The 22,837-nt window shown below is 37.7% G+C and carries 24 protein-coding genes and 3 pseudogenes; 24 read left to right on the top strand and 3 right to left on the bottom strand.

The window, feature by feature from the left end; all coding sequences use genetic code 11:
* The first annotated feature begins 130 nt into the window (after nucleotides 1–130).
* From BMSHG_RS09960 to tnpA, 17 genes and pseudogenes are all read left to right on the top strand, one after another.
* Nucleotides 131–904: a CheR family methyltransferase gene (locus tag BMSHG_RS09960; protein WP_019154300.1), complete on the top strand. Its 774-nt coding sequence runs from the start codon at nucleotides 131–133 to the stop codon at nucleotides 902–904.
* Between the two features lie 183 nt (nucleotides 905–1,087).
* On the top strand, nucleotides 1,088–2,260 hold the full coding sequence (gene aroC, locus BMSHG_RS09955; RefSeq protein WP_019154299.1) for a chorismate synthase: 1,173 nt from the start codon (nucleotides 1,088–1,090) through the stop codon (nucleotides 2,258–2,260).
* Nucleotides 2,260–3,339, top strand: coding sequence for a 3-dehydroquinate synthase (gene aroB, locus BMSHG_RS09950; RefSeq protein ID WP_019154298.1), 1,080 nt, complete (start codon nucleotides 2,260–2,262; stop codon nucleotides 3,337–3,339). Before aroC ends, aroB begins: the two co-directional genes overlap by 1 nt.
* A gap of 18 nt (nucleotides 3,340–3,357) precedes the next feature.
* Nucleotides 3,358–3,720 carry a chorismate mutase gene (aroH, locus tag BMSHG_RS09945; RefSeq protein WP_019154297.1) on the top strand — a complete coding sequence of 121 codons (363 nt, stop codon included), beginning with the start codon at nucleotides 3,358–3,360 and terminating at the stop codon, nucleotides 3,718–3,720.
* A gap of 30 nt (nucleotides 3,721–3,750) precedes the next feature.
* Entirely contained in the window at nucleotides 3,751–4,875 is a 1,125-nt protein-coding gene (gene hisC / locus BMSHG_RS09940; RefSeq protein WP_019154296.1) for a histidinol-phosphate transaminase, read from the top strand.
* Nucleotides 4,876–4,956: 81 nt separating this feature from the next.
* On the top strand, nucleotides 4,957–6,081 hold the full coding sequence (locus tag BMSHG_RS09935) for a prephenate dehydrogenase (RefSeq protein WP_019154295.1): 1,125 nt from the start codon (nucleotides 4,957–4,959) through the stop codon (nucleotides 6,079–6,081).
* 11 nt (nucleotides 6,082–6,092) lie between these two features.
* The gene (gene aroA, locus BMSHG_RS09930) at nucleotides 6,093–7,379 is read left to right on the top strand and encodes a 3-phosphoshikimate 1-carboxyvinyltransferase (protein ID WP_019154294.1); all 1,287 of its coding nucleotides are present in this window, start codon (nucleotides 6,093–6,095) and stop codon (nucleotides 7,377–7,379) included.
* A 109-nt stretch (nucleotides 7,380–7,488) separates the two neighbouring features.
* Nucleotides 7,489–8,391, top strand: coding sequence for a hypothetical protein (locus BMSHG_RS09925; protein ID WP_019154293.1), 903 nt, complete (start codon nucleotides 7,489–7,491; stop codon nucleotides 8,389–8,391).
* Between the two features lie 83 nt (nucleotides 8,392–8,474).
* Nucleotides 8,475–9,737, top strand: a complete 1,263-nt coding sequence (locus BMSHG_RS09920) for a tetratricopeptide repeat protein (RefSeq protein ID WP_019154292.1) — start codon at nucleotides 8,475–8,477, stop codon at nucleotides 9,735–9,737.
* Nucleotides 9,738–9,845: 108 nt separating this feature from the next.
* Complete coding sequence (locus BMSHG_RS09915; protein WP_019154291.1) at nucleotides 9,846–10,385, top strand: ReoY family proteolytic degradation factor; 540 nt, start codon at nucleotides 9,846–9,848, stop codon at nucleotides 10,383–10,385.
* 130 nt (nucleotides 10,386–10,515) lie between these two features.
* Nucleotides 10,516–10,980, top strand: a complete 465-nt coding sequence (locus tag BMSHG_RS09910) for a YpiF family protein (protein ID WP_019154290.1) — start codon at nucleotides 10,516–10,518, stop codon at nucleotides 10,978–10,980.
* A gap of 149 nt (nucleotides 10,981–11,129) precedes the next feature.
* A complete protein-coding gene (locus tag BMSHG_RS09905) occupies nucleotides 11,130–11,636 on the top strand; it encodes a QcrA and Rieske domain-containing protein (protein WP_019154289.1) in 507 nt (168 codons plus the stop codon).
* 3 nt (nucleotides 11,637–11,639) lie between these two features.
* Nucleotides 11,640–12,314, top strand: coding sequence for a menaquinol-cytochrome c reductase cytochrome b subunit (qcrB, locus tag BMSHG_RS09900; RefSeq protein WP_019154288.1), 675 nt, complete (start codon nucleotides 11,640–11,642; stop codon nucleotides 12,312–12,314).
* Nucleotides 12,315–12,365: 51 nt separating this feature from the next.
* Nucleotides 12,366–13,136, top strand: coding sequence for a menaquinol-cytochrome c reductase cytochrome b/c subunit (locus BMSHG_RS09895; RefSeq protein ID WP_019154287.1), 771 nt, complete (start codon nucleotides 12,366–12,368; stop codon nucleotides 13,134–13,136).
* Nucleotides 13,137–13,267: 131 nt separating this feature from the next.
* Nucleotides 13,268–13,861, top strand: coding sequence for a lipoprotein heptaprenylglyceryl N-acetyltransferase LhaT (gene lhaT, locus BMSHG_RS09890; protein WP_019154286.1), 594 nt, complete (start codon nucleotides 13,268–13,270; stop codon nucleotides 13,859–13,861).
* A gap of 82 nt (nucleotides 13,862–13,943) precedes the next feature.
* Entirely contained in the window at nucleotides 13,944–14,732 is a 789-nt protein-coding gene (gene ypjB / locus BMSHG_RS09885) for a sporulation protein YpjB (protein ID WP_019154285.1), read from the top strand.
* A gap of 233 nt (nucleotides 14,733–14,965) precedes the next feature.
* A pseudogene (gene tnpA / locus BMSHG_RS27510) lies at nucleotides 14,966–15,157 on the top strand (IS200/IS605 family transposase); the annotation flags it as partial.
* A gap of 432 nt (nucleotides 15,158–15,589) precedes the next feature.
* On the opposite strand, the pseudogene BMSHG_RS29110 reads toward tnpA, so the two are convergent.
* Nucleotides 15,590–15,691: pseudogene (locus BMSHG_RS29110) on the bottom strand (hypothetical protein); the annotation flags it as partial.
* Between the two features lie 680 nt (nucleotides 15,692–16,371).
* Here BMSHG_RS29110 and BMSHG_RS29105 point away from each other — a divergent pair.
* From BMSHG_RS29105 to BMSHG_RS29095, 7 genes and pseudogenes are all read left to right on the top strand, one after another.
* Nucleotides 16,372–16,602: a tyrosine-type recombinase/integrase gene (locus tag BMSHG_RS29105; protein ID WP_316245667.1), complete on the top strand. Its 231-nt coding sequence runs from the start codon at nucleotides 16,372–16,374 to the stop codon at nucleotides 16,600–16,602.
* Between the two features lie 145 nt (nucleotides 16,603–16,747).
* A complete protein-coding gene (locus tag BMSHG_RS26075) occupies nucleotides 16,748–17,338 on the top strand; it encodes a tyrosine-type recombinase/integrase (protein ID WP_019154283.1) in 591 nt (196 codons plus the stop codon).
* A complete protein-coding gene (locus BMSHG_RS09870) occupies nucleotides 17,335–17,616 on the top strand; it encodes a site-specific integrase (RefSeq protein ID WP_026073402.1) in 282 nt (93 codons plus the stop codon). The genes BMSHG_RS26075 and BMSHG_RS09870 overlap by 4 nt, the downstream gene beginning before the upstream one ends.
* A gap of 142 nt (nucleotides 17,617–17,758) precedes the next feature.
* Nucleotides 17,759–17,923, top strand: coding sequence for a hypothetical protein (locus BMSHG_RS28675; protein ID WP_019154282.1), 165 nt, complete (start codon nucleotides 17,759–17,761; stop codon nucleotides 17,921–17,923).
* Nucleotides 17,924–17,949: 26 nt separating this feature from the next.
* A complete protein-coding gene (gene tnpB, locus BMSHG_RS09860; protein WP_019154281.1) occupies nucleotides 17,950–18,303 on the top strand; it encodes an IS66 family insertion sequence element accessory protein TnpB in 354 nt (117 codons plus the stop codon).
* Between the two features lie 65 nt (nucleotides 18,304–18,368).
* A pseudogene (gene tnpC / locus BMSHG_RS26070) lies at nucleotides 18,369–19,919 on the top strand (IS66 family transposase).
* A 671-nt stretch (nucleotides 19,920–20,590) separates the two neighbouring features.
* A complete protein-coding gene (locus BMSHG_RS29095; RefSeq protein WP_316245666.1) occupies nucleotides 20,591–20,926 on the top strand; it encodes a tyrosine-type recombinase/integrase in 336 nt (111 codons plus the stop codon).
* Here the strand turns inward: BMSHG_RS29095 and BMSHG_RS29090 are convergent.
* Nucleotides 20,837–21,367 carry a DUF6431 domain-containing protein gene (locus BMSHG_RS29090; RefSeq protein WP_262362270.1) on the bottom strand — a complete coding sequence of 177 codons (531 nt, stop codon included), beginning with the start codon at nucleotides 21,365–21,367 and terminating at the stop codon, nucleotides 20,837–20,839. The two genes, BMSHG_RS29095 and BMSHG_RS29090, sit on opposite strands and share 90 nt — an antisense overlap.
* 648 nt (nucleotides 21,368–22,015) lie before the next feature.
* Entirely contained in the window at nucleotides 22,016–22,243 is a 228-nt protein-coding gene (locus BMSHG_RS28805) for a hypothetical protein (RefSeq protein WP_026073398.1), read from the bottom strand.
* Nucleotides 22,244–22,837 lie beyond the last annotated feature (594 nt).

Raw genomic sequence — 22,837 nt, 5'->3', positions numbered from 1 at the left:
ATTATATTTTTAAAAAAAGTAAGCGCTTGTATAATCTGCAAGTGCTTCTTTTTTTAACAATTATACTCTTTTTTTTCCATTTTTACGCTATACTTACATTATATTAAGTTAATTGCATAGGGAGAAAGATATGGCACAGGACTACGAACAATTTGTTGCGAACATTAAGAAAAAAACAGGAATTGATCTTTCATTATATAAAGAGGCACAAATGAAGAGAAGATTGACATCCCTTTATGAAAAAAGAGGCTATCGCTCTTTTAATGACTATTATTTGGAACTTAAAGAGAATAAAGCACTTTTAGATGAATTTTTGGATCGGATGACCATTAATGTTTCGGAGTTTTATCGAAATGGTAAACGGTGGGAAGTGTTGGAGAAAAAAATTCTTCCTAAGCTATTAGAAAAAAATAGTCGCTTAAAAATATGGAGTGCTGCATGTTCTACAGGAGAAGAACCGTATACAATTGCCATGATTATGTCTAAATTCACATCACTTTCCGGAGTGCAAATTGTTGCGACAGACATTGATGACAATGCCATTTCTAGGGCAAAGATAGGGGCCTATCCAGAGAGATCGTTGAATGAAGTTCCAGATGATATGAAACGTAAGTTTTTTAAACAGGATGGGAGTTTCTATCATATTTCAGACGAAATTAAGAAAGCAGTATCATTCAAAAAACAGAATCTACTAGCTGATCCGTTTGGAGGCCCATTTGATTTAATTGTCTGTAGAAATGTGTTGATTTATTTTACAGAAGAGGCAAAAGATATACTGTATACTAAATTTAGCGGTGCTTTAAAAGAAGATGGAATCTTTTTTGTTGGCAGCACAGAGCAAATTTTCAACCCGAGTCTATATGGATTTGAAACCGAGGATACCTTTTTTTATCGGAAAACATAAAGAGCCGAGGCTCTTTTTTTTCTACCCATTAATGTACATAGAAATGAGGATTATGCTTAAATATCAGCTATCATACAATAAGAACGAAATATAGACAATATTTTAAATCTTTTACTATTCTTCTTTACGTGCGTATGTTATATTGATACATAATCCTTTAATGAGTTGAAGGAGGAAAGAGTTATGAGATACTTAACAGCGGGAGAATCACACGGCCCACAATTAACGACCATTATTGAAGGATTACCGGCTGGAATGCCCTTGTTAGCGGAAGATATTAATGAACAATTAGCGAGGCGTCAAAAGGGATATGGACGAGGCCGAAGAATGCAAATCGAAAAAGATACCGTACATATCGCAAGTGGGGTTCGACATGGATTAACCCTAGGTTCACCGGTTGCTTTAGTTGTCGAGAATGATGACTGGAAGCACTGGACGAAAATTATGGGACAAGAGCCGCCTGAACTTAATGAAGGTGAAGAAGTAAAGCGGAAGATTACGCGGCCCCGGCCTGGACACGCAGATCTCAATGGTGGAATTAAGTATGGCCATCGTGATTTGCGTAATGTGCTGGAGCGTTCTTCTGCCCGTGAAACAACCGTTAGAGTGGCGGCTGGAGCAGTAGCAAAGAAGCTACTTTCTCTTCTCGGAATCGAAGTAGCATCTCATGTCATTGAAATAGGTGGAATTAAGAGTGAAGTTAGAAATTATGAATCAATCAACTCATTAAAGAATATTACTGAAAATTCCCCTGTAAGATGCTTAGATTTAGAGGCAGAAAAAGCAATGATGAAGGCGATTGACGAAGCCAAGGAAAACGGAGATTCAATTGGTGGAGTCGTTGAAGTGATCGTAGAAGGAATGCCTGCTGGAGTGGGAAGTTACGTTCATTTTGATCGTAAATTAGATGCGAAGCTAGCAGCAGCCATTGTCAGCATTAATGCCTTTAAAGGTGTAGAGTTTGGAATCGGTTTTGAAGCAGCTAGAAAACCTGGCAGTGAAGTACATGATGAGATCATTTGGGATGAAACAAATGGATATACTCGAAAAACAAACCGCTTAGGTGGATTGGAAGGTGGAATGACAACAGGGATGCCGATTGTCGTTCGAGGTGTGATGAAGCCAATCCCGACATTATATAAGCCACTTCAAAGTGTCGATATTGATTCAAAGGAACCTTTTTCAGCAAGCATAGAACGTTCTGATAGCTGTGCGGTACCAGCAGCAGCTGTCGTTGCAGAACATGTTATCGCATGGGAAATTGCTTCGGCAATTGTCGATCAATTTTACTCTGATAGACTTGATACATTGATTCGCACAATCGAACAGCAACGTACGTATGCGAGGGAGTTCTAATGGAACCCATTCTCATTCAGACAGAATCTAGAAACTACCCAGTTTTCGTCGGGGAAGGGATTATTTCTACCCTTCCAACTTTTTTAAGAAAGCAGTTTCCTTCATTAACGAAGGTAGTTATTTTAACAGACGGAAATGTCGGAGAAAGATACTTAGCAACTTTGGAACGGAATCTCTCTGATTTTCAACCTTTAACCTATATCGTTCCAAATGGTGAATATGCAAAAACTTTTTCTGTTTACCAGGAATGTTTAACATTTTGTTTGGAAAAAAAACTGGACCGAAAATCGATTATTTTGGCCTTTGGTGGCGGAGCGGTTGGGGATCTTAGTGGTTTTGTTGCCGCAACGTATATGCGAGGGATTCCTTTTATTCAAATTCCTACAACGATCCTTGCTCATGATAGTGCGGTGGGGGGAAAAGTAGCAATCAATCACCCTTTAGGGAAGAATATGATCGGTGCTTTTTATCAACCAGAAGCAGTATTCTATGATTTAAGCTTTCTTAACAGTCTTTCAATTGGTGAAAGAAGATCAGGGTTTGCTGAAGTTATAAAACATGGATTGATACAAGATGAATCTTTTTATCAATGGCTTCTTTCGAATATTGTAGATTTGGATCATCTTACAATTGAACAACTAGAGTTTATGCTGAAAAAAGGGATTCAAATAAAAAGGGCTATCGTCTCTCAAGATGAGAAGGAGATGGGGATTCGTGCTTTTTTGAATTTTGGCCATACACTTGGACATGCCATTGAAGGGGAAGCGGGATATGGTAAGATCACCCATGGTGAAGCTGTTTTAATAGGCATGATTTTTTCATTGAAATTAAGTAAGCATATTTTCAATCTATCTTTTGATGAGAAAGAGTTTATAAGCTGGGTGAAAAAGCTTGGCTATAAAACTTCGATCCCGAATCATTTGAATGGACCAGCTTTACTTGAGAGAATGAAGCAAGATAAAAAATCGGTAGATGGTCATATTCAATATGTGTTATTAGAAAAGGTTGGGAAGCCTGTTACGGTCTCATTGGAGGATCCATTTATATTAGAACAGTTAGAGCAATTTCAAAAGGAATGATCTAAAGAGGTGATTAAGATGATAAGAGGGGTAAGGGGAGCCACTACGATAGAGGAAAACGTAGAACAGGAGATTGTACCGTCGACAGAAACGCTCATTCGCGAAATGATTGCTGTCAATGACATTGAAGCTGAAAATGTCGCATCTGTATTCATTTCAGTAACAGACGATATCGATGCTGCTTTTCCTGCAAAAGCGTTGCGAAACATAGAAGGTTGGACATATGTTCCTGTCATGTGTATGCGGGAAATCCCAGTAAAGAATTCTTTAAAAAGCTGCATTCGGGTGATGATTCACCATAATACAGAAAAGAGTCAAACAGAAATAAAACATATTTATTTGGAAAAAGCGATTAGCTTAAGACCTGATTTACAGGTTTAAAGAAATTATTGAATTGAGTGGTGAAGACAAGTGAGATGGAAGGAAGATGTTCTCCAATTGACTCCTTATCAGCCTGGAAAATCAATTGGTGAGGTTAAGAGACAATACGGGCTAGAAAAAATCGTAAAGCTTGCTTCAAATGAAAACCCATTTGGATGTTCAGGGCAAGTTCTAGAAAAAATTCGTACCTTCGATAACTCGTTGGCTCTTTATCCTGATGGCTATGCAACAGAGATAAGGGAAGCACTTGCAAGCAAATTAGGGGTTTCAGAAGGGCAGTTAATATTTGGAAATGGTTCTGATGAGAATATCCAGATTATCTCTCGTGCCCTTTTGAGACCAGGTTTTAACACGGTCATGGCGGCTCCTACCTTTCCTCAATATAAGCATAATGCAGTGATTGAAGGGGCTGAAGTACGAGAAGTCCAGCTTGTAGGTGGCGAACATGATTTAGAAGGGATGTTAAACAAAATAGATGAAAAGACAAATGTTGTTTGGTTATGCAGTCCTAATAACCCAACTGGAGCTTATATTAATGAAGAAAAGCTATTGTCCTTTCTAAAGAGAGTACCGACTGAGACGCTTGTCGTATTAGACGAGGCGTATTATGAGTATGTGGTGGCAGATGATTATTACGATTCTATCGAACTAATTAAACAATTTGAAAATCTCATTGTCTTAAGGACTTTTTCAAAAATCTATGGATTGGCTAGTCTTCGCATTGGGTATGGTATTGGAAATGAAAAAGTGATTCAAGCCCTTGAACCGGCAAGAGAACCTTTCAATACAAGTACATTTGCCCAAACGGCAGCTAAAGCAGCTCTCGAAGATCAATCTTATGTAGAGATGTGCAGACTTAAAAATCGTGAAGGCTTAGAGCAATACTATCAATTTTGTGATCAACAGCAATTATCTTATACAAAATCACAAGGTAATTTCATTTTAATTGATTTCAAAGTTGATGGAAATGAAGTGTTCCAATACTTCCTTGAAAGAGGGTTTATTGTTCGTTCAGGTGTAGCTCTTGGTTTTCCAACTTCAGTAAGAGTAACGGTAGGCTCTAAAGCTGAAAATGCAGAAATGATTGAAATCATGAAAGCTTTCGTTTTTGAGAAAATCGCCACTCAATCGTCACAAACTCATACTCAACAGTAAATATAACTATCGACATTGAAAAGCTCCTGTTTTAAGTGGCCAATAAGATTGGTTTCTTTTTAACAGGAGCTGTTAGCAATTATGAAAGCAGGTGATCCCTTGAAAGGTCGTGTATTGATTGTCGGGCTTGGACTCATCGGGGGTTCATTGGCTCTTTGTATTAAGCATGAGCATCCGCAAGCAAAAATCATAGGCTATGATATAAATAAGAAACAAGCAAGATTAGCAATAATGCTTGGAGTTGTAGATGAAATAGTGGATGATCTGGAGATGGGTGCAGTTGATGCTGACCTTATCTTAATTGCCACGCCAGTGAAAAAGATTGAAAAAATGATCGAGCTTCTCAGTCAGCTTCCGCTCAAGAAAAGAGTCATTATTTCTGATGCTGGAAGTACAAAAATGGAAATCGTGAAAAAGGCAGTCTCTCTTACTGAAAAAGGGTATACTTTTATCGGTGGACACCCGATGGCAGGTTCCCATAAAAGTGGCGTTCAAGCAGCAAAGTCAATTCTTTTTGAAAATGCTTTTTACTTACTGACACCAGAGGCTGACACGGATAAAGAGGCAGTTGAACGATTAAAAGTGTGGTTAAAAGGAACAAAAGCTAAATTTCTTCAGGTACTGCCTCAAGAACATGACTACTTAACAGGTGTTATAAGTCATTTTCCCCATGTCATTGCGGCTTCTCTCGTTCATCAGGCAGAAAGAACGAGTCAGCACCAAAGTTTAGTTACGCGACTTGCTGCAGGAGGATTTCGTGATATTACGAGGATTGCCTCTAGTAGCCCGGATATGTGGCGGGATATTTCCTTACATAATAAAGACGTCCTTTTACAGTTGTTAACGGAATGGCAGGAAGAAATGGCAAGAGTAACGAATATGTTAGCGAATGAAAATGAGGATGATATCTTTCAATATTTTTCACAAGCAAAACGTTTTCGTGATGAGATGCCTGTAAAAGAAAAAGGGGCAATCCCGGCGTTCTACGATTTATTTGTAGATGTTCCTGATTACCCTGGGGTTATTTCCGAAATTACAGGCTATTTAGCAAAAGAAAAAATCAATTTAACAAACATCCGTATTCGTGAAACGAGAGAAGAAGTATTTGGGATCCTCGTCATTAGTTTTCAAACAGAAGAGGATCGGGAGCGCGCGGAAAAGTGCATTCGCCATTATACCAATTATGATACATCTACAGGGATATAAGAGGTGAGCAAATGAAAACAACATCATTGCAAATAAATGTAGACAAACTTCAAGGTCAAATTGTCATACCAGGAGACAAGTCGATTTCCCACCGTTCTATTATGTTTGGAGCTATTGCAAATGGGACGACAACGGTATCGAATTTTTTAACAGGGGATGATTGTTTAAGTACGATTTCTTGTTTTCGAAAATTAGGAGTTGAAATTGAACAAGAAGGGGACAAAGCTACGATTTATGGAAAAGGATTTAGTGGACTGCAGGAGCCAAGTGAAGTACTTGATGTAGGGAACTCAGGTACAACGATTAGGCTTATGCTTGGAATTTTGGCAGGACGTCCATTTTTTTCTACACTTATAGGTGATCAATCTATCGGGAAGAGACCGATGACAAGGGTGACGAAACCTTTATTAAGTTTAGGGGCGAAAATCGATGGGAGAAACGATGGGGAATATACGCCAATCTCTGTACGAGGAGGAAACCTGGAAGGGATAGAATATGAATTACCTGTCGCCAGTGCCCAGGTGAAGTCTGCGATTCTTTTAGCAGGCCTTCAAGCTAAAGGTGAAACGACCGTTTTGGAGTCGTCAAAAACGCGTGATCATACAGAAAGAATGATTCGACACTTTGGTGGAGAAATTCAAGTAGATGGACTTGCAGTTAAAGTTCAGGGTGGACAAGAGTTAAAAGGGACTCATGTTCAAGTTCCAGGGGATATTTCCTCTGCTGCCTTTTTTTTAGTTGCAGGAGCAATTGTTTCTAACAGTGAAATTATATTGAAAAATGTAGGACTTAACCCGACTCGAACAGGGATTATCGATGTGTTGAAAGAAATGGGAGCGGACCTCCAGATCGTAAATGAAAAAGCTGCCTTTGAGCCGACGGGTGATCTAATCATTAAAACTTCATCTTTAAAAGGAATAACGATCGAAGGTAGTATCATCCCGCGTTTAATTGATGAAATCCCGATTATTGCCCTTCTTGCAACCCAAGCGGATGGCGTAACGATTATAAAAGATGCGGAAGAACTAAAGGTGAAAGAGACGAATCGGATCGACACTGTCGTTCATGAGTTACAAAAACTCGGTGTCAAAATCGAATCAACGAATGATGGGATGATTATTTACGGTAACCAAGAGCTGACAGGAGGGACAGTAAGTAGTCACGGGGATCACCGAATTGGGATGATGCTTGCCGTCGCTGCCCTCATTTGCGAAAAGGAAGTGAGATTAGAAAACATCGAAGCCATTTCTGTTTCTTATCCAAACTTTTTCGAGCATTTACAGAGCCTGCTAAGTTAATTAGCAGCTCTTTTTTGTTTTTTGAGACTTCCACCTTTTCGATGAATCAAGGCATAATTATTTTTGTACAAGCATAGTTTGTCATAAGACTGATTAAAAGGGTGGTTTTATGACCTATATCATCGAAAATGCCAATTTGCTAAAAGACGACAGACTTGAGCAGAGTTCTTTGCTGATTAAAGCGGATCGAATTGATTCCATCAGGCCCTCTTTTGAACGATTTTCTTATATGAGAGTAAATGCCAGTTCTTATGTGATGACCCCACCCCATATCCTTTTTTGTCCTCGATTTCCATGTGATTCTTCTTTTCAAGATATGAAGAAATTTTTTATCAATGAACTTATTACAAAAGGTAGTACGATGTTTTTAACTTATGTGGAAATTGACAAAGAGTATTTATTACAGTCTGCATTTACTAAGATGAAAACAACACTTCTAAATAGTCCGATTGATTATACCGTTGGTGTGAAAATTCCAATTCGACTTTTAACAACGAGTTTTCTCATCAAATGTAAACGGGCCAAGATTCCAGCTATATTTGTTGAGGTAGAAGATGAGTACCAGCTCAAAGAAATTCCGTGGGGATGGTTAAGGGAGGCGATGTTTCCATATAACAGCCCTCTTATCCCCATTTTTGTCAGTGATAATGAGAAAAAGAAGAATCAATTAGAGGTTACGTGGAGAGAGCTGCTTCATAAAGAGAAAATCCCTTATATTGAGCATGAGTTAGAAGAGAATGTCCCTATTTCTCATGAGAATTTATGTAAAATGGGTATTTATCCAGTTAAATCAGCGATACATCATGGTGGAGAAGTCAGTTATAATCTATATGGAAAGGATGTTTCTGAGAAAGAAATTTGTGAACGAGATTTGTTTCAACAAGTGGATAAGCGTTTACTCGTGACGGTTCATAAAGGTACGGTCATTCGAGCAGGAAAGGATGTACACTTCCGACCAGGCTATGGAGAATATGTCCTCATAAAAACTCCGGCTTTTTTTCGCGTTAATTAAAAAGTCTTATTACGAGTAGAATTTAGCAAATTCCATTATAATGTAGATAGAAAGCAAAATAGGAAATGCGAAAGGATTGCTAAATGGACAAGATTAGTAAAATTATTACACTATTAGAAAATGGTCAACATGAGGAAGCCATTAAAAAATATGAAGCAATACTAAGAAATGGGACAAATGATGAGAGACTGCTTCTCGGTGAAGAACTATTTCATTATGGGTTTTTAGATGAAGCAAAAGCGCTCTATGAGCGACTTCTTGAAGCGTATCCTGAGGAAGGGGAAATTCTTGTTACACTGGCTGAAATCTGTTTGGAACAAGGAAAAGAAGACGAAGCTCTCCAAACACTCGATAAAATCAGAGACACTGATCCAAGTTTTCCAGAGAGTTTGCTTTTACAAGCAGATCTTTATCAAATGGAAGGACTTTATGAAGTTAGTGAGCAAAAATTGCTTAAAGCAAAATCGGTCTTGCCTAATGAAGTGATTGTTGATTTTGCTCTAGGAGAACTATATTTAGAGCAAGGTAGATTTATTGAAGCGATAAAGTCATATAAGAAAGTCTTGCCTGTGGAGAAAGAAATAGCTGGAGTCAGCATAAATCAAAGACTTGGAGATGCCTATAGTGCTGGTGGTGCTTTTGAAGAGGCTCTTCCTCATTATGAGAGAGCGTTGGATGAAAGCTTAGAAATTAACACGCTTTTCCATTATGCCTTTACAGCACTTCAAGCTGGGATGACCAAGACGGCCATTGAGAAATTTACAGAGCTTAAAGAGCTTGATCATGAGTATCATTCCTTATACCTTTATTTAGCCAAAGCGTATGAGCGAGAAGAAGAGCTTGAGCTAAGTTTTGAAACGATCCAAGAGGGCTTGCGCTATGATGAATATAATAAAGAACTGTATTTCATTGGTGGGAAAATAGCGCTGAAGCTTGGAAAGGAAGACGAAGCGGAGGTCTTTTTAAGACAGGCGCTCGTACTGGATCCTGAATTTATTGAGGCAGGCTTAACCATTAATAAACTATTCCTTCATCATGAAAGATACGAAGATGTGTTAGAGATCGTTGGAATTTTCGAGTCTAATGGCATTGAAGAACCCCATATGATTTGGGATGAGGCAGTTGCTTTACAAAATTTAGAAAAATATTCACAGGCATTAAACAAATACCAACTTGCATATAATTTTTTAAAGAATGATCAAGAGTTTCTCACAGATTATGGATACTTTCTAATGGAAGAAGGAAAACGAGATGACGCTGCCGAAATATTTAATGTATTATTAGCAAACGATCCATCAAATGAAGAATTTGCTGAAGTCGTGCAAAGACTATCTGATGAAGGATAGCTTGTTTATTCGTACATGATATATTAGAAAGTATGCATATTTCGTTCACAGCCATTTTTCATTCGTAATGGTTCATTAAAAATAGTTGTACGCAGAGGAGGGAAAATGATGAAGACCCCTGTATCTGTCAACGAGAAAAAGGATTTTATTCGCTGGTTCCTGAATCACTACCAATTGAAGAGACGCGAGTGTGTGTGGATTTTAAATTATTTAATGAGTCATGATGGGCTCATGGAAAAAGTCCATTTTGTTGAGCAAGCTCAGTATTGTCCTCGTGGCTTAGTGATGTCCACTCATTGTGTTGATGAGGTACCGTTCCGTTTTTACAAAGAGAATGTAATGACAACAGATGCAGAAAAATCTTTCCATGATATTCGCTTGAATAGGGATGAAGAAATCTATATTCAACTCAATTTCCATGCATCAAATAAAGCCCATCAATATGCTGCCGTCTTGGAAGAGAATCCGTTCATGCCTAAAAGCCTGCAAATCAGTGAAAAAGACCGACTCATAGCTGAAAAATTTCTCTCATCTACGCTGAAAAATTTTCAGAGAGAAAAATTGCTTCATTTAATTGATGAAGCTCTGGACAATCAAGATAAGGAAGCGTTTGAGGATTTAACAAAAAAATTAAGTCGCCTAAAGTAAATTTACTTGATATGAAATGAATAAGACTGGTAGCCTGCAATTTTGCAGGCTATTATTTTTGCGTCATCTTTGTCCAGCTACCACTGAAATGATATGATAAGAAGGAATTTATTAGCTTGGAGTGATAGAAATGAAATGGGTTTCAAATGATATTGACATGTATTTGGGAGCGAAAGAATATGTAGACACGGTCGTGTTACCGCTGCTACCTATATCGTTTGGCGACGATATCAAGCAATCAGCATCAATGACTGAATTTATCTCTCTATTAAACATTCCCCTAGAGCGCCAATTTAAAGGGAGGCTCATGATGCTTCCTGGTTATCCCTATTTAAAGAGTGATTCTGATGATAGGCGTTTACAATTAATCAACCATTGGGAAACTGAGTTTAAGAAGTATGGATTCAAGCATATTTTCTACATCACATCTGATAGTGATTGGAGATCATTAGAGGAAAAACTAGAGGGAACATTGATTTGGTTACCATCTCTACCACTGGAAAGCATGGATGATAAGTATCGAAATCAAATTTTAGAGGATCAAATTAGTCAATTGATTCATTTATTTGTGAAAAAGTGGCAAAATAATGACTAATGGAGATATTAATCACTCAGCACCCATCCTTTAGCAATTTATTATATTGACCTAAAGTATAGATTGATATATCATTGTTATGTCCTAGTTTTATATTGTGTTTATTTATGTCCGTTGGACTACCATTTCATGATAGAGGGGGGAAAGGTATGAGCAAACAACGCGTAACAAGACGTCAATTCCTAAACTATACTCTTACTGGTGTAGGTGGATTTATGGCTGCAGGAATGTTAATGCCAATGGTCCGATTTGCAGTTGACCCAGTTTTGAAGCACAATGCAGCTGGTGATTTTATTGTTACAAACCAAAAAATTGATGAAATTTCCAATGAACCAGTTCGCGTTGACTTTACATTTGAACAAAAAGATGCTTGGTACACTTCAGAAGTAACAAATACTGCTTGGGTATACAAGGATGAGAAAGGTGAAATTATCGCATTATCTCCAGTTTGTAAACATTTAGGTTGTACAGTTGACTGGAATAAGGATGAGACACACCCTGAACATTTCTTCTGTCCATGTCATAATGGGCTATATACAAAGGATGGTACAAACGTACCTGGTACACCACCAGCAGCTCCATTAGACGTGTATCCTTACAAAGATGCTGACGGTTACTTAGCTTTAGGTAAAGCAGAACCGCGAAAGGAGGCGTAAATCTTGTTGAATAAAATTTATGATTGGGTAGACGAGCGTTTAGATATTACGCCTTTGTGGCGGGATATTGCAGACCATGAAGTACCTGAACATGTAAACCCTGCACATCACTTCTCTGCATTTGTGTACTGTTTCGGTGGACTAACGTTCTTTGTTACGGTAATTCAAATATTGTCTGGTATGTTCTTAACGATGTACTACGTTCCAGATATTAAAAATGCATGGGAATCCATCTATTATTTACAAAACGAAGTTGCTTTCGGACAGATTGTCCGCGGGATGCACCACTGGGGTGCTAGCTTAGTTATCGTAATGATGTTTTTACATACGTTACGTGTTTTCTTCCAAGGAGCTTATAAGAAACCACGTGAGCTTAACTGGATTGTTGGAGTACTTATTTTCTTCGTCATGCTTGCCCTTGGTTTAACAGGTTATTTATTACCATGGGATATGAAAGCGTTATTTGCAACAAAGGTAACGATTACCATTATCGAATCAGTTCCATTCATAGGTGAATATTTGAAGATCCTAATTGCAGGACACTCAGATATTATAGGTGCACAGACAATTACTCGATTCTTTGCAATCCATGTATTCTTCTTACCTGCTGCATTGTTTGCATTGATGGCTGCCCACTTTATGATGATTCGTAAACAAGGTATTTCAGGTCCATTGTAAAATCATAAACACGCATGATTTGTGAATGACTTAAAGGAGGGGAATTGTTCAATGCATCGTGGAAAAGGTATGAAGTTTGTGGGAGATTCACGTGTCGCAGCTTCAGGTCGAAAACCGAATATACCAAAGGATTATTCGGAATATCCTGGTAAAACAGAGGCGTTTTGGCCAAACTTTCTTTTAAAAGAATGGCTGATCGGTGCTGTTTTTCTTGTTGGATTTTTATGTTTAACTGCGGCGCATCAACCACCGCTCGAAAAAATTGCAGATCCAAGTGACACAGCATATATTCCATTACCTGACTGGTATTTCTTATTCTTGTATCAGCTATTGAAGTATTCTTTCGCATCAGGTCCTTATAATATTATCGGAGCTCTTGTTATTCCTGGACTTGCTTTTGGTGCATTATTACTCGCACCATTCATTGATAGAGGCCCAGAGCGTCGCCCGTCAAAGCGTCCATTAGCAACAGGCTTTATGCTTCTAGCACTAGCAGGTATTACGTACCTTACTTGGGAATCAGTAGACCAGCATGACTGGGAAGCTGCCAAACTCCAAGGTCAGATTGTAGCAGAAGCAGAAATTGATAAAGAATCTGATGGCTATAAGATTTTTGAAGCAAATGGTTGTGTGACTTGCCATGGAGGAGATCTGCAAGGTGGAGCAGGTTCACCACCGCTTATTGATACTGGTTTAACACCTGAAGAAGTTGCTGAAATTGCACAAAACGGTCGTGGTGCTATGCCAGCAGGATTGTTCCAAGGTACTGATGAAGAGCTACAAACATTGGCTGAATTCATCTCTACGCTTGAAAGTGAATAATAGTATGTTAAAGCTGACGATAACTTCGTCAGCTTTTTTCTATCTAGTTAAAAGGATGATAAAACAATCGGTTCACAAAGGAAATATGTTACTATAAGAAAGATGTGGAAAATATAATGAGGTGAAATATATTGAAATGGATGTACTCGCTTTTAGCTAATCGCTCAATTCTATCTTTACTATTAATCGTTAATTTTTTCGGTACGGTTTATGGATACTATTGGTATAAAAGTCAATTGGCAGCTACCCCACCCATTTTTCTAGCGTTTGTACCAGATAGTCCAACAGCCAGCCTTTTTTTCTTATTTGTGCTCATCGCTTTTTTACTCGGCAGAAATTGGCCACTATTTGAAACATTAGCAATGGTGACGCTTTTTAAATACGGTATTTGGGCCGTTGTCATGAATGTATTGGTATTTATGATCAACGGTGAAATTGATGGAATCGGAATGATGCTTGTACTATCACACGGTGCCATGGCGATACAAGGGATATTATATGCTCCATTTTACCGATTTAAGTTATGGCACCTGGTAGTTGCTGCTATATGGACATTACATAATGATGTGATTGATTATGTCTTTTTTATGATGCCGCGATATCATATGCTAGATGACTATATTCCACAAATCGGTTACTTCACTTTTTGGCTAAGTATCGCTTCTATTGCGATAGCTTATTATTTTGGTTTAAGAAAGACTCGTTTTACACTACAGCTAAAGTGAATTAGCAGCTAGCACCAATATTTTTGGTCTAACCTTGTCCAAGTTCTCATACCATTTAATAGTAATGTGAGGAGGGACAAGTATGAAGCTAAAAGCCGCTATATTTTTAATTGTAATCCTAATACTTACACCGGTAACTATACAAGCAAATCATCATATTTCCTCTATTGAAAAGCTTGATCAAATTTCTGATGAAGCTCTACAATTGGTGAAATCATCGAGATACGAAGATGCAAAGAAGCTTCTTGAGTATTTTTCAAATGAGTTTCTTGCCTATACAATGGAAAGTCACGGTTTCTCAATAGATGAATTACGAATTGTAACGCTTGCGCAAGATGAAGCCATTGCAGCCATGGGAAACGGGAATTTGGCTCATGATGAACGAATTAATCGAGTGACCAAATTTCGTTTAGCGATGGATGCGATCACATCAACTAAAGAGCCATTATGGACCGAAATGGAAGGCCCGATGATGGCTGTATTTGGCGGAATGAAGGATGCAGCATTAGAGGGAAACAGTGAGAATTTCCATTCCCATTTAAATTCTTTTCTGTCACTTTATGAAGTGATTTATCCTAGTATGAAACTAGATGTTCCTGTGCAAAGAGTCCAACAAATTGACGCCAGAATTCATTTCATTGATGAATACCGGCCACGATTATTAACGGACGAAGAAAGCCAACAGGAACTCGTCTCTTTAGAAACGGATTTAAAGGATCTGTTTAATCAGATGTCCGAAGATGAAGCAGATCCTTCTCTTTGGTGGGTGATTATTACAACAGGTAGTATTATCATCGTTACATTATCCTATGTCGGTTGGAGAAAGTATAAAGGGGATAAGGAACGAGAAAGAGAGAAGAAAAGAATGTAGTAAGGGCGAGTAGAATATGCTAAATAATTGACTCTTTCATCTGTAACATCTTTAACACCAAAAAAACGGTTCAAAACCTTACTAATCCAATGTTTTGGGCTCTTTTTGAGGAAAAGAAAACTCTGGGCTATGCCTAGGGTTCCAAAAAGCTTCTAACGAGGTATAAAAAAACTCCTCAGCGGTGCTAAAATATTTTTGGTTCGCCAACCCAAATATCAGCATACGGAGGAGTTTTGACGTCAAAAGACACTAATAGTTTTGCACACACAACATGTAATTGTAAGTATCACATCGTGTTTGCGCCGAAGTATAGAAGGCAAGTAATTTATGGAAAGGTTAAAAAGGATATAGGAGAAATACTTTGTACATTAAGTGAAAGAAAAGGCGTGGAAATAATTGAAGCTACAGCCTGTAATGATCATGTACAGTCAAGCTCATTATTATGTGTAAATTCATTCCTAATCAAAACAATGTTAAGCAGCTGATTTTTTTGTATTGGAAGGGAGCCCCGTTCAGTACACCAAAAAATTGCGCTTCGCATTCCTATTTTGCTTCTTCTTTTTCCGGGATTCTCCTTTTTCTATGAAAATAAAAAAAGTCAGAGGTCTCCTGTATACCCTGTATACATTTGTTTGAGCAGGGATACCCTATAAATTACCTATAAAAGCCAAATAAGAAATCAGAGCTATCTGTCGGAAGGTAACTTTGAATAAATCTATTTGGTTTTGGTGATACTAGTTACTCTGCATTTCTTTGGAAGGCTCCTAGTTTATTAATATGAAGTAGATACTTCTAAGCATTCGATGCGATTTCGCAACGAGTGTTTTTTTCTTTCCTCGTCTGGAGGCAATTGACCATTATTTTGTAGCTAACCAACGATTCCTGGTTCTTGATATTGCCCATGTAGCTTCACACATTGCAGATTTTATGTGAGGATTCCGTTTTGTAGTGCGAGTACTTTTACGTTTTCCAGCACTTTCGTGATTACCTGGCGAGACACCTGCCCAGGAAGCTAAATGTTAAGAAGTAGGGAATTGTCACATATCTACTCCAATTTCCACAATAATGATAGCCGCAGTATCTTTCTTAATACTTGGAATCGTAAGAGGTAGGTTTATTTCTTCTTCAAAGTTTTTTAATAAGTCGGATACTCGTGCCTCGAGCTCAGAGATTAAGGGTTCTAAATAAATGATGTGTTGCAAGATTGATGAATTAAAAAGATTTGATGTTCGTTGTTAATGATAATTTCATAGGCCCAACAACTGACTGACCGAGTTTTCCTTATTTTGCTTGAGTTGATGACCAAAAAGAATGGGAAGTTATATATAATCAAGCTTCCAAAATATTTAAAATTTGAATCTCATAGATTTCGTTCATTCTCAAATTAAGCCTTACATGTTCCGTTCCTATTTTTACATACCAAAGTCGTTGCCCAGCTACTTTTAGCCGACAAGGTATAAGTAGTTTGTTACCAAGAAGGAGGTGAAAAGACTCCCCTGGATACATTGCTTTTCCGTAATCTCCTACAACTTTTAACCAACATCCATAGTCCTTGTGAAACTGCATGTATATCTGTCAAGTTGGAAATACGATAATTGATTATCTGAAATATGGAAGGTGAAGATCGGAATTATCCTATATATTTATTCGTGCTGGACAACCTTATGACAAACTTGAGGAACTAACCCTACATAGTATTGTTTCCTTTTATTTAAAACGAGCAGGTATTAGCAACATCGATAAGAAGAAGCATGGTCCACATGCATTACGTCATAGCCTCGCAGGAATTTTATTAGAAAAGAAGACCCCAGTTACAGTTATCTCGGAGGTTCTTGGTCATACCAATACTGAGAGCAAAAACCTATCTTAGAATTGATCTAGAATCACTTCGTCAATGTGCTTTGGATGTAGCGCCACCAACATCGCCTTATTCTCATTATCAGGAGGCGAACTAAATGAAATTCTATTGAGTTAATGCTCTACTCATTGAACAATATATTTCATTTAAAAGAAATTTGGGATATGCATTTGATAAAAAACATACTTTTAAGATGTTTGATGATTTTACAGTTGAGAATGGAGCAACCTCTATCGGGTTGACTAAAGAATTAGCTATTAAATGGGCAGAAAAACGTCCGAATGAATCTGACGTTACAAGATACAAGAGGGTCAATACTATAATAATTTTTTCTATTTACCTGAATCAACTAGGTTACGAATCATACATTCCGAGGCAACTAAAATCCTATAAAACCACTTTTACACCATTTATCTTCTCAAAGGAAGAGTTAGAATCATTCTTTCATGCAAGTGAAACCATAGAGATTAAAGGAAATACAACTATTAGGCATATTCTCCCTGTTGTTTTTCGCATGATTTATGGATGCGGATTGAGAGTGAGAGATGCATTAAACCTTAAATGTAAATCTTTAAATCTCGATGAAGGCTACATTACTATTCGTGAAAAAAATGGCTGTGATCGAGTGCTTCTACTTTCTGATTCATTAAAAACTGTGTGTATTCAATACAGTGAGAATTGTTTGTCGAAACAAAATCCGAGCGATTACTTTTTTCCATACTTGTTTCCGGAGGTAAAATTGCCATGAAACCTACAGACTATTCATATTATCTAACTGGTTTCCTCTCCAAGTTTCTCCCAGGTGAAATTGGAGCAAGCAAAAATACCATCGCATCTTACAGAGATACATTTATACTATTTCTTCGTTTCCTAAAAGACGAAAAGAAAATTTCTGTAGAGAAGTTAACCTTAAATAAGATAACTAAAAGTATAGTGATGAATTATTTAGATTGGACAGAAGATAAGCATCAGTGCAGTACTTCAACAAGAAATGTCACGATTAGCTGCTCTCCACTCATTCTTTAAATACCTGTAATACGAGAACCCAGACAATCTAGTAGAATGGCAGAAAATCTTCTCTATTCCGTAAGCCCGTAATTAAATAACGCATATAAATAAGTTGACACCTTCGGTACGATAGACATATCAATTCGAGGAGGTGCCTTTTATGCTAGAGAAAAAACTTACCATAGTCCCTGTGACACTAGATCCTATCACTGACGAACCTTCTTCTGTCAATTTACCTCAAAATCCCTCTGGAACGCACTGTGTAATTAAAACAGAAACTCTTGAAATCTCCTTCTTCAATGGTGTAGATGAGCGCAACATCTAAACGATCATGAAGGAGTTGAACAATAAATGAAGCATGATTTCACAAGCGTGCAAAATATCTATATCATTTGTGGCAAAACGGACATGCGAAAAGGCATTGATGGCCTAGCAACACTCATTCAAGATTCATTGAAATTAGATCCGTATGGTGATTCTATCTTTTTATTTTCTGGATGGAGCAAGGACCGTTATAAATGCTTATATTTTGACAGTGACGGATTCGCCATGCTTTATAAGCGATTAGATAATGGCAAGCTTCAATGGCCAAAAGATGAAAATGAACTACGGAATCTTTCACAACAGGAGCTTCGCTGGTTGTTAGAAGGGTTATCGTTGCAGCAACCAAAAGCGATTGCGAAATCTGCAAAAGGTGTCTTTTAAACTCCTCTATCTAGATGGTATAATCATTCATATCCTATACTGAACGGAATGGGGTGAATGAGCTGATGAGCGCTTCTAATGAAAAAGTGATGCAACTTCTTGAAGATCAACTAGCATATATGAAAGAACAAAACAAAGACTTATCCAAACAAATAGAAGTTCTTACAGAACAAGTTCGCCAATTAACGAAAGCCTTGTATGGGTCAAAATCGGAAAAATCAAAGTACTAAGCTCCTGACGGGCAAGGTTCTTTATTCGAAGATGATCCGTCTTTTAGCGATTCTGAGCACACAGAAAAACAAAGCACGGAGACCATTCGTTATACCGTTGTACGTAAATTAAATAAGAAGTAACGAAATGATTCTTTTCATGAGGGGATTGAAATAGAAGAAATTCACCATCATCCCGATGATACAGAGTGTGACTGTTGCCACGATTAAATGACAGAAGCAGGTACCACGATTGTGCGCGAAGAAGCGAAGTTCATTCCAGCAAAAATGATACGCATCCAGCATGTTGAGCATGCGTATGAATGTAAGCACTGTAAAAAGGATTTCTCACAAAAAGCGCAAATGAAACGTGGGAAAGCATCCCAGCCTGTCATTCTGCGTAGTATTGCAGGACCGACTGTTATAGCAAAACTCAACTACGATAAGTTTATCCAGTACTTGCCTCTTTACCGTCAGGTGAAGGAATGGGATCGATATGGTCTTCTTACCAATGATAAGAATTTATCGAATTGGGTGATTCGTGTAGCGGAAGATTGGCTTTTACCGATTTATCAGGAGATGAAGCAGGTACTACTTTCAAAATCTGTCCTGCATGCGGATGAAACGTATGCGCAAATTCTTAATCGTTCTGACGGAAAGTCAGGTCAATCAAATACATACAATTGGATCTTCCGAAGCGTAGCAAGCCAAGGGACGATTATCGTTCTTTTCCATAGTGCTTTATCGCGAAGTCGAGCAGTTCTAGAAGGTTTTACAGGAGGATTTAAAGGAACCGTGATATGCGATGGCTATTCGGCATATGGGAATTTACTCGATATCATTTTCGCCAATTGTTGGGCACATGTACGACGTTATTGGCTGAAAGCTGATAGCAAAAACGGACAAATTGGCGTTAAATATTGCGATCAATTATATCGGTTAGAACGTCAATTTAAGAATCTCTCGCCGGGGAAACGCCGAAAGGCCCGACAAAAACATTCAAAACCAATTGTAGAACAGTTTCTAAAATGGGTAGATGAATCGCCTTTCTTCGGTAAGAATGCCTTAGCGAAAGCTGCCGATTATACATTAAATCGAGTAGAGGGATTAAAAGCTTTTCTATACGATGGTCGAATTGAAATAGACAATAATCCAGCAGAAAATGCGATTCGTCCAAATGTGATCGGTCGAAAAAATTGGCTTTTCTCTGTTAGTGAAGCCGGTGCAAAGGCGAACACCATTTGTTTAAGTTTAGCAGAAACTGCTAAAGCAAACGGCATAGATTTTTATCAATACCTAGTGAAGATATTGACGGAACTTCCAAATTTACCGTTCCATTCACAACCAGAAACTTTACATAATTACATGCCTTGGTCAAAAAACATCCAACTGACATGTGCAAAATAGCCAACTATCTAAAATTTCATCAGTTAGCTGGCTATTCGTCGTGCATACCGAAAAGGTATGCTTATTTTTATATTTCGGGCTTACTCTATTCCAGTTAAAAAGACAGAAAAGAAATCGGTTAACTATCTAACCCTTGATGGAATTATACTACTGTTAACAATGCCCAATCTCAATACAGAAGCTGGACGGCGAGATTTAGCATTATTAACACTAATGTATGACACAGGAGCAAGGGTGCTGTTTTTGATAACTGCATTTTGAGCCACTCCGATTACCAAAATGTAAGCCACTTTTAACATTGTCACTGGAAAATCTGGAATGTCTTGAAATGGAGCCTCCAGAGGCGTGATTCTGCTCGAAAGGCGAAACGCCAAGGTTGTTTCGAATGGCAACAAACCTATCATGCCTCTCACTCCATGTAAAGACGTGTTCTAACTGGAAAAGGAGTGGCTCACGTTTTCACGAGCGAAGTGGCTCTATTTGAATTATCAAATACAGGTGCAGGAAATTATTGACTTAACACCTTCTATGATTAGATTCGACAAACCTTACATTATAAAGTTGATTGGTAAAGAGAACAAAGCTAGGATCTTACCATTAATGGAGCCAACAATGCAGATTGTTAAAAAATACATGGTAGAGCAGAATCTTTTGCGAAACTCCGCTAACTTATATCCTTTGTTTTTTATAGGAGAAGAGTAAAACTGACTAGGACGGGGAGCAATTACATTGTAGACAAATATAAGAAACTAGCATGCGAGGAAAATAAAATATTAATACCTGAGGTATTTTCCTGTCACTGTCTAAGACACTCTAAGGCAATGCACCTCCTTCAAGCAGGAGTGAATCTCGTTTATATTAGAGATATACTAGGTCACTGCTCAGTACAGGTAACAGAAATCTATGCGAAAACGGATTCAAAGCAAAAAAGAGAAGCAATTGAGAAAGCGTATGTAGATGTATCTCCTACTGATGAACCAGTATGGGAAAAAATGAGGGTTTATTGACTTGGTTGAATACGTTGAATAAATAATGTGCATATTGATAATGTAAAGTGAACCCACCAGTCGTCCAATTCTTTGAAGTGCGGTCTCTAAATTTGTGGAAGTCAAATTCAGAGGGATCATTTCCTGTTTCGTTCGAAGCATAATGGATATGAAGCAGTTAATCCAATAGTCTACAAAACTATCAAACCACTTATGCCAACGAAACCAGATAGATTCATCAGCTGGAACGTCATGCATGGAAGGGTTCGAAAGAACCGACTCATATCTCTTATATGGAACCAAGAAATCTGGCATTTCATGATGAATCCGTCTACATTGACCACAACGTAGACGGCGAATATTATAAATTTTTGTCTTTCCAGAACCTTCTTTTGATTTTCTATTTCGAGTATCAATAACACGCATGCTTTTCCCACAACAAGGAGAAGGAATCCTCCCCACACTTCTAACCAAGAACGCCTGGTAGAGTATTTTCAATAAGTTGATAATCTGATACAATACTCATAAGATTTGTTTGGGGACGTCTCCTTTATATCTGTTTGAGCAGATATACATTATGGGTGGCGTCTTTTCCTTTCTACAGAATTATAAATGTTAAAATTCCCTATAAAATATAATGACATTATAACCGTCAAATTCTGGACAGGCAATATCATCAACTTCAGGTAATTTAAGATAGCAATAACAGTTCATTTATCGTGCCAAAAAGGGAATCTGTAATTTTTTGTTTTTTACTCATGATGCTTCCATGAATGTTGGACTCTACATCGTGAGCATCGACATATCCTTGAGAAATTAGTTTATGGAGAAGCTTTCTTCCTGACACCCAAAAAATGACTGAAATAATTAAGCTGAGTTTAACGTTTGAAGACTCCAGCGCTTTCTGTATTCGTTTTTTTCAGAAGTTACATGATCAATCCATTTCTTACGCAGTCTAGTTAAACCTCGAAGTTTGCGAATTTCTTGAGGTGGAACAAAACTCATGTCGAAGTAATTTAGCTATCCACTCAGTATCTGAAATATCTATGTTTCTTTCTTGAACATTTTTGTTTCTTTGTGGATTCGCCAAAGTGATATCGAAAAAATCTTCTAAGATGTTGTATACTGTTTTCCGTATACTCTGGTGCTCTCCATTGCAATGTGAGTAACTTCATGGACCTCAATCCATTTCAATAATCGAAAAAGATCCTTGGTTAAAGTTGGAAAAGTTTCGATTTCTTGAAACATCTTATCTTCTCGATTTCCATAAATAACACAAGCGAAGATTGTTTCTAGATGTACATCTAAACCGGCACATCGTTCGATAAAAACTTCCATTGTGGTACTACACTCCCAAATATTTAGAGCACAAACATTGAATGAGTCAGGTAGGGAGTGGAATTCACTATTTAATATAAGAAACACCTCTCTATCCTATCTTCCTCGGTTAATAGTGGATTCTAGATTTGTACATACCGTGTAAAAATCCATCAGACATCTTTTCGTTATCAATCAATAAAAAATAACGAAAAGCCGCTGTTGGAGATATTAAGCTTGAAAATTCCCTCAAAGAGTTGGCTTTAGATTCCAAAGGATGGCGAATACCAGGCAGTAATAAAAAACAAACTCGGAAGATATACATCATCTTAAAAATGACACTAGAGCATATTACAAAGAAAGATGGCTAAAAAAATAGTTTGCTGCAAATACTAATTATCACCTATCACCTGCCCATGAGCGGATACCAATCATCTATTTTAGATAAGTTTCAATACACTTATTATTTTAAAAAAGTAGCTTTTATAGAATTTGGTGAGTTGCTTCGTTTGGTTATGATTCGTTATCATATAGAGGACAACTTCTCTGTATGGTTATGTGGTTCTAATCAAATCAACGAATGGGTATTTTTTTATGCGTTTTTTCTTATCAATG

It is taken from the genome of Robertmurraya massiliosenegalensis JC6 (genome assembly GCF_000311725.1).
Taxonomy (GTDB): domain Bacteria; phylum Bacillota; class Bacilli; order Bacillales; family Cytobacillaceae; genus Robertmurraya; species Robertmurraya massiliosenegalensis.
The sequence above is the reverse complement of the archived record's forward strand: the minus strand, read 5'-3'. Positions and strand labels throughout refer to the sequence as shown.

Excerpts from the sequence above, each read along its gene's own strand:
- BMSHG_RS09925 (WP_019154293.1), top strand. The coding sequence starts at position 7,489 with ATGACCTATATCATCGAAAATGCCAATTTGCTAAAAGACGACAGACTT.
- BMSHG_RS28675 (WP_019154282.1), top strand. The coding sequence starts at position 17,759 with ATGCTAGAGAAAAAACTTACCATAGTCCCTGTGACACTAGATCCTATC.
- aroA (WP_019154294.1), top strand. The coding sequence starts at position 6,093 with ATGAAAACAACATCATTGCAAATAAATGTAGACAAACTTCAAGGTCAA.
- BMSHG_RS09920 (WP_019154292.1), top strand. The coding sequence starts at position 8,475 with ATGGACAAGATTAGTAAAATTATTACACTATTAGAAAATGGTCAACAT.
- BMSHG_RS09895 (WP_019154287.1), top strand. The coding sequence starts at position 12,366 with ATGCATCGTGGAAAAGGTATGAAGTTTGTGGGAGATTCACGTGTCGCA.
- BMSHG_RS09915 (WP_019154291.1), top strand. The coding sequence starts at position 9,846 with ATGAAGACCCCTGTATCTGTCAACGAGAAAAAGGATTTTATTCGCTGG.
- aroH (WP_019154297.1), top strand. The coding sequence starts at position 3,358 with ATGATAAGAGGGGTAAGGGGAGCCACTACGATAGAGGAAAACGTAGAA.
- BMSHG_RS09960 (WP_019154300.1), top strand. The coding sequence starts at position 131 with ATGGCACAGGACTACGAACAATTTGTTGCGAACATTAAGAAAAAAACA.
- ypjB (WP_019154285.1), top strand. The coding sequence starts at position 13,944 with ATGAAGCTAAAAGCCGCTATATTTTTAATTGTAATCCTAATACTTACA.
- BMSHG_RS09870 (WP_026073402.1), top strand. The coding sequence starts at position 17,335 with ATGAAACCTACAGACTATTCATATTATCTAACTGGTTTCCTCTCCAAG.
- BMSHG_RS09935 (WP_019154295.1), top strand. The coding sequence starts at position 4,957 with ATGAAAGCAGGTGATCCCTTGAAAGGTCGTGTATTGATTGTCGGGCTT.
- BMSHG_RS28805 (WP_026073398.1), bottom strand. The coding sequence starts at position 22,243 with ATGGAAGTTTTTATCGAACGATGTGCCGGTTTAGATGTACATCTAGAA.
- aroB (WP_019154298.1), top strand. The coding sequence starts at position 2,260 with ATGGAACCCATTCTCATTCAGACAGAATCTAGAAACTACCCAGTTTTC.
- BMSHG_RS09910 (WP_019154290.1), top strand. The coding sequence starts at position 10,516 with ATGAAATGGGTTTCAAATGATATTGACATGTATTTGGGAGCGAAAGAA.
- tnpB (WP_019154281.1), top strand. The coding sequence starts at position 17,950 with ATGAAGCATGATTTCACAAGCGTGCAAAATATCTATATCATTTGTGGC.
- aroC (WP_019154299.1), top strand. The coding sequence starts at position 1,088 with ATGAGATACTTAACAGCGGGAGAATCACACGGCCCACAATTAACGACC.
- BMSHG_RS09905 (WP_019154289.1), top strand. The coding sequence starts at position 11,130 with ATGAGCAAACAACGCGTAACAAGACGTCAATTCCTAAACTATACTCTT.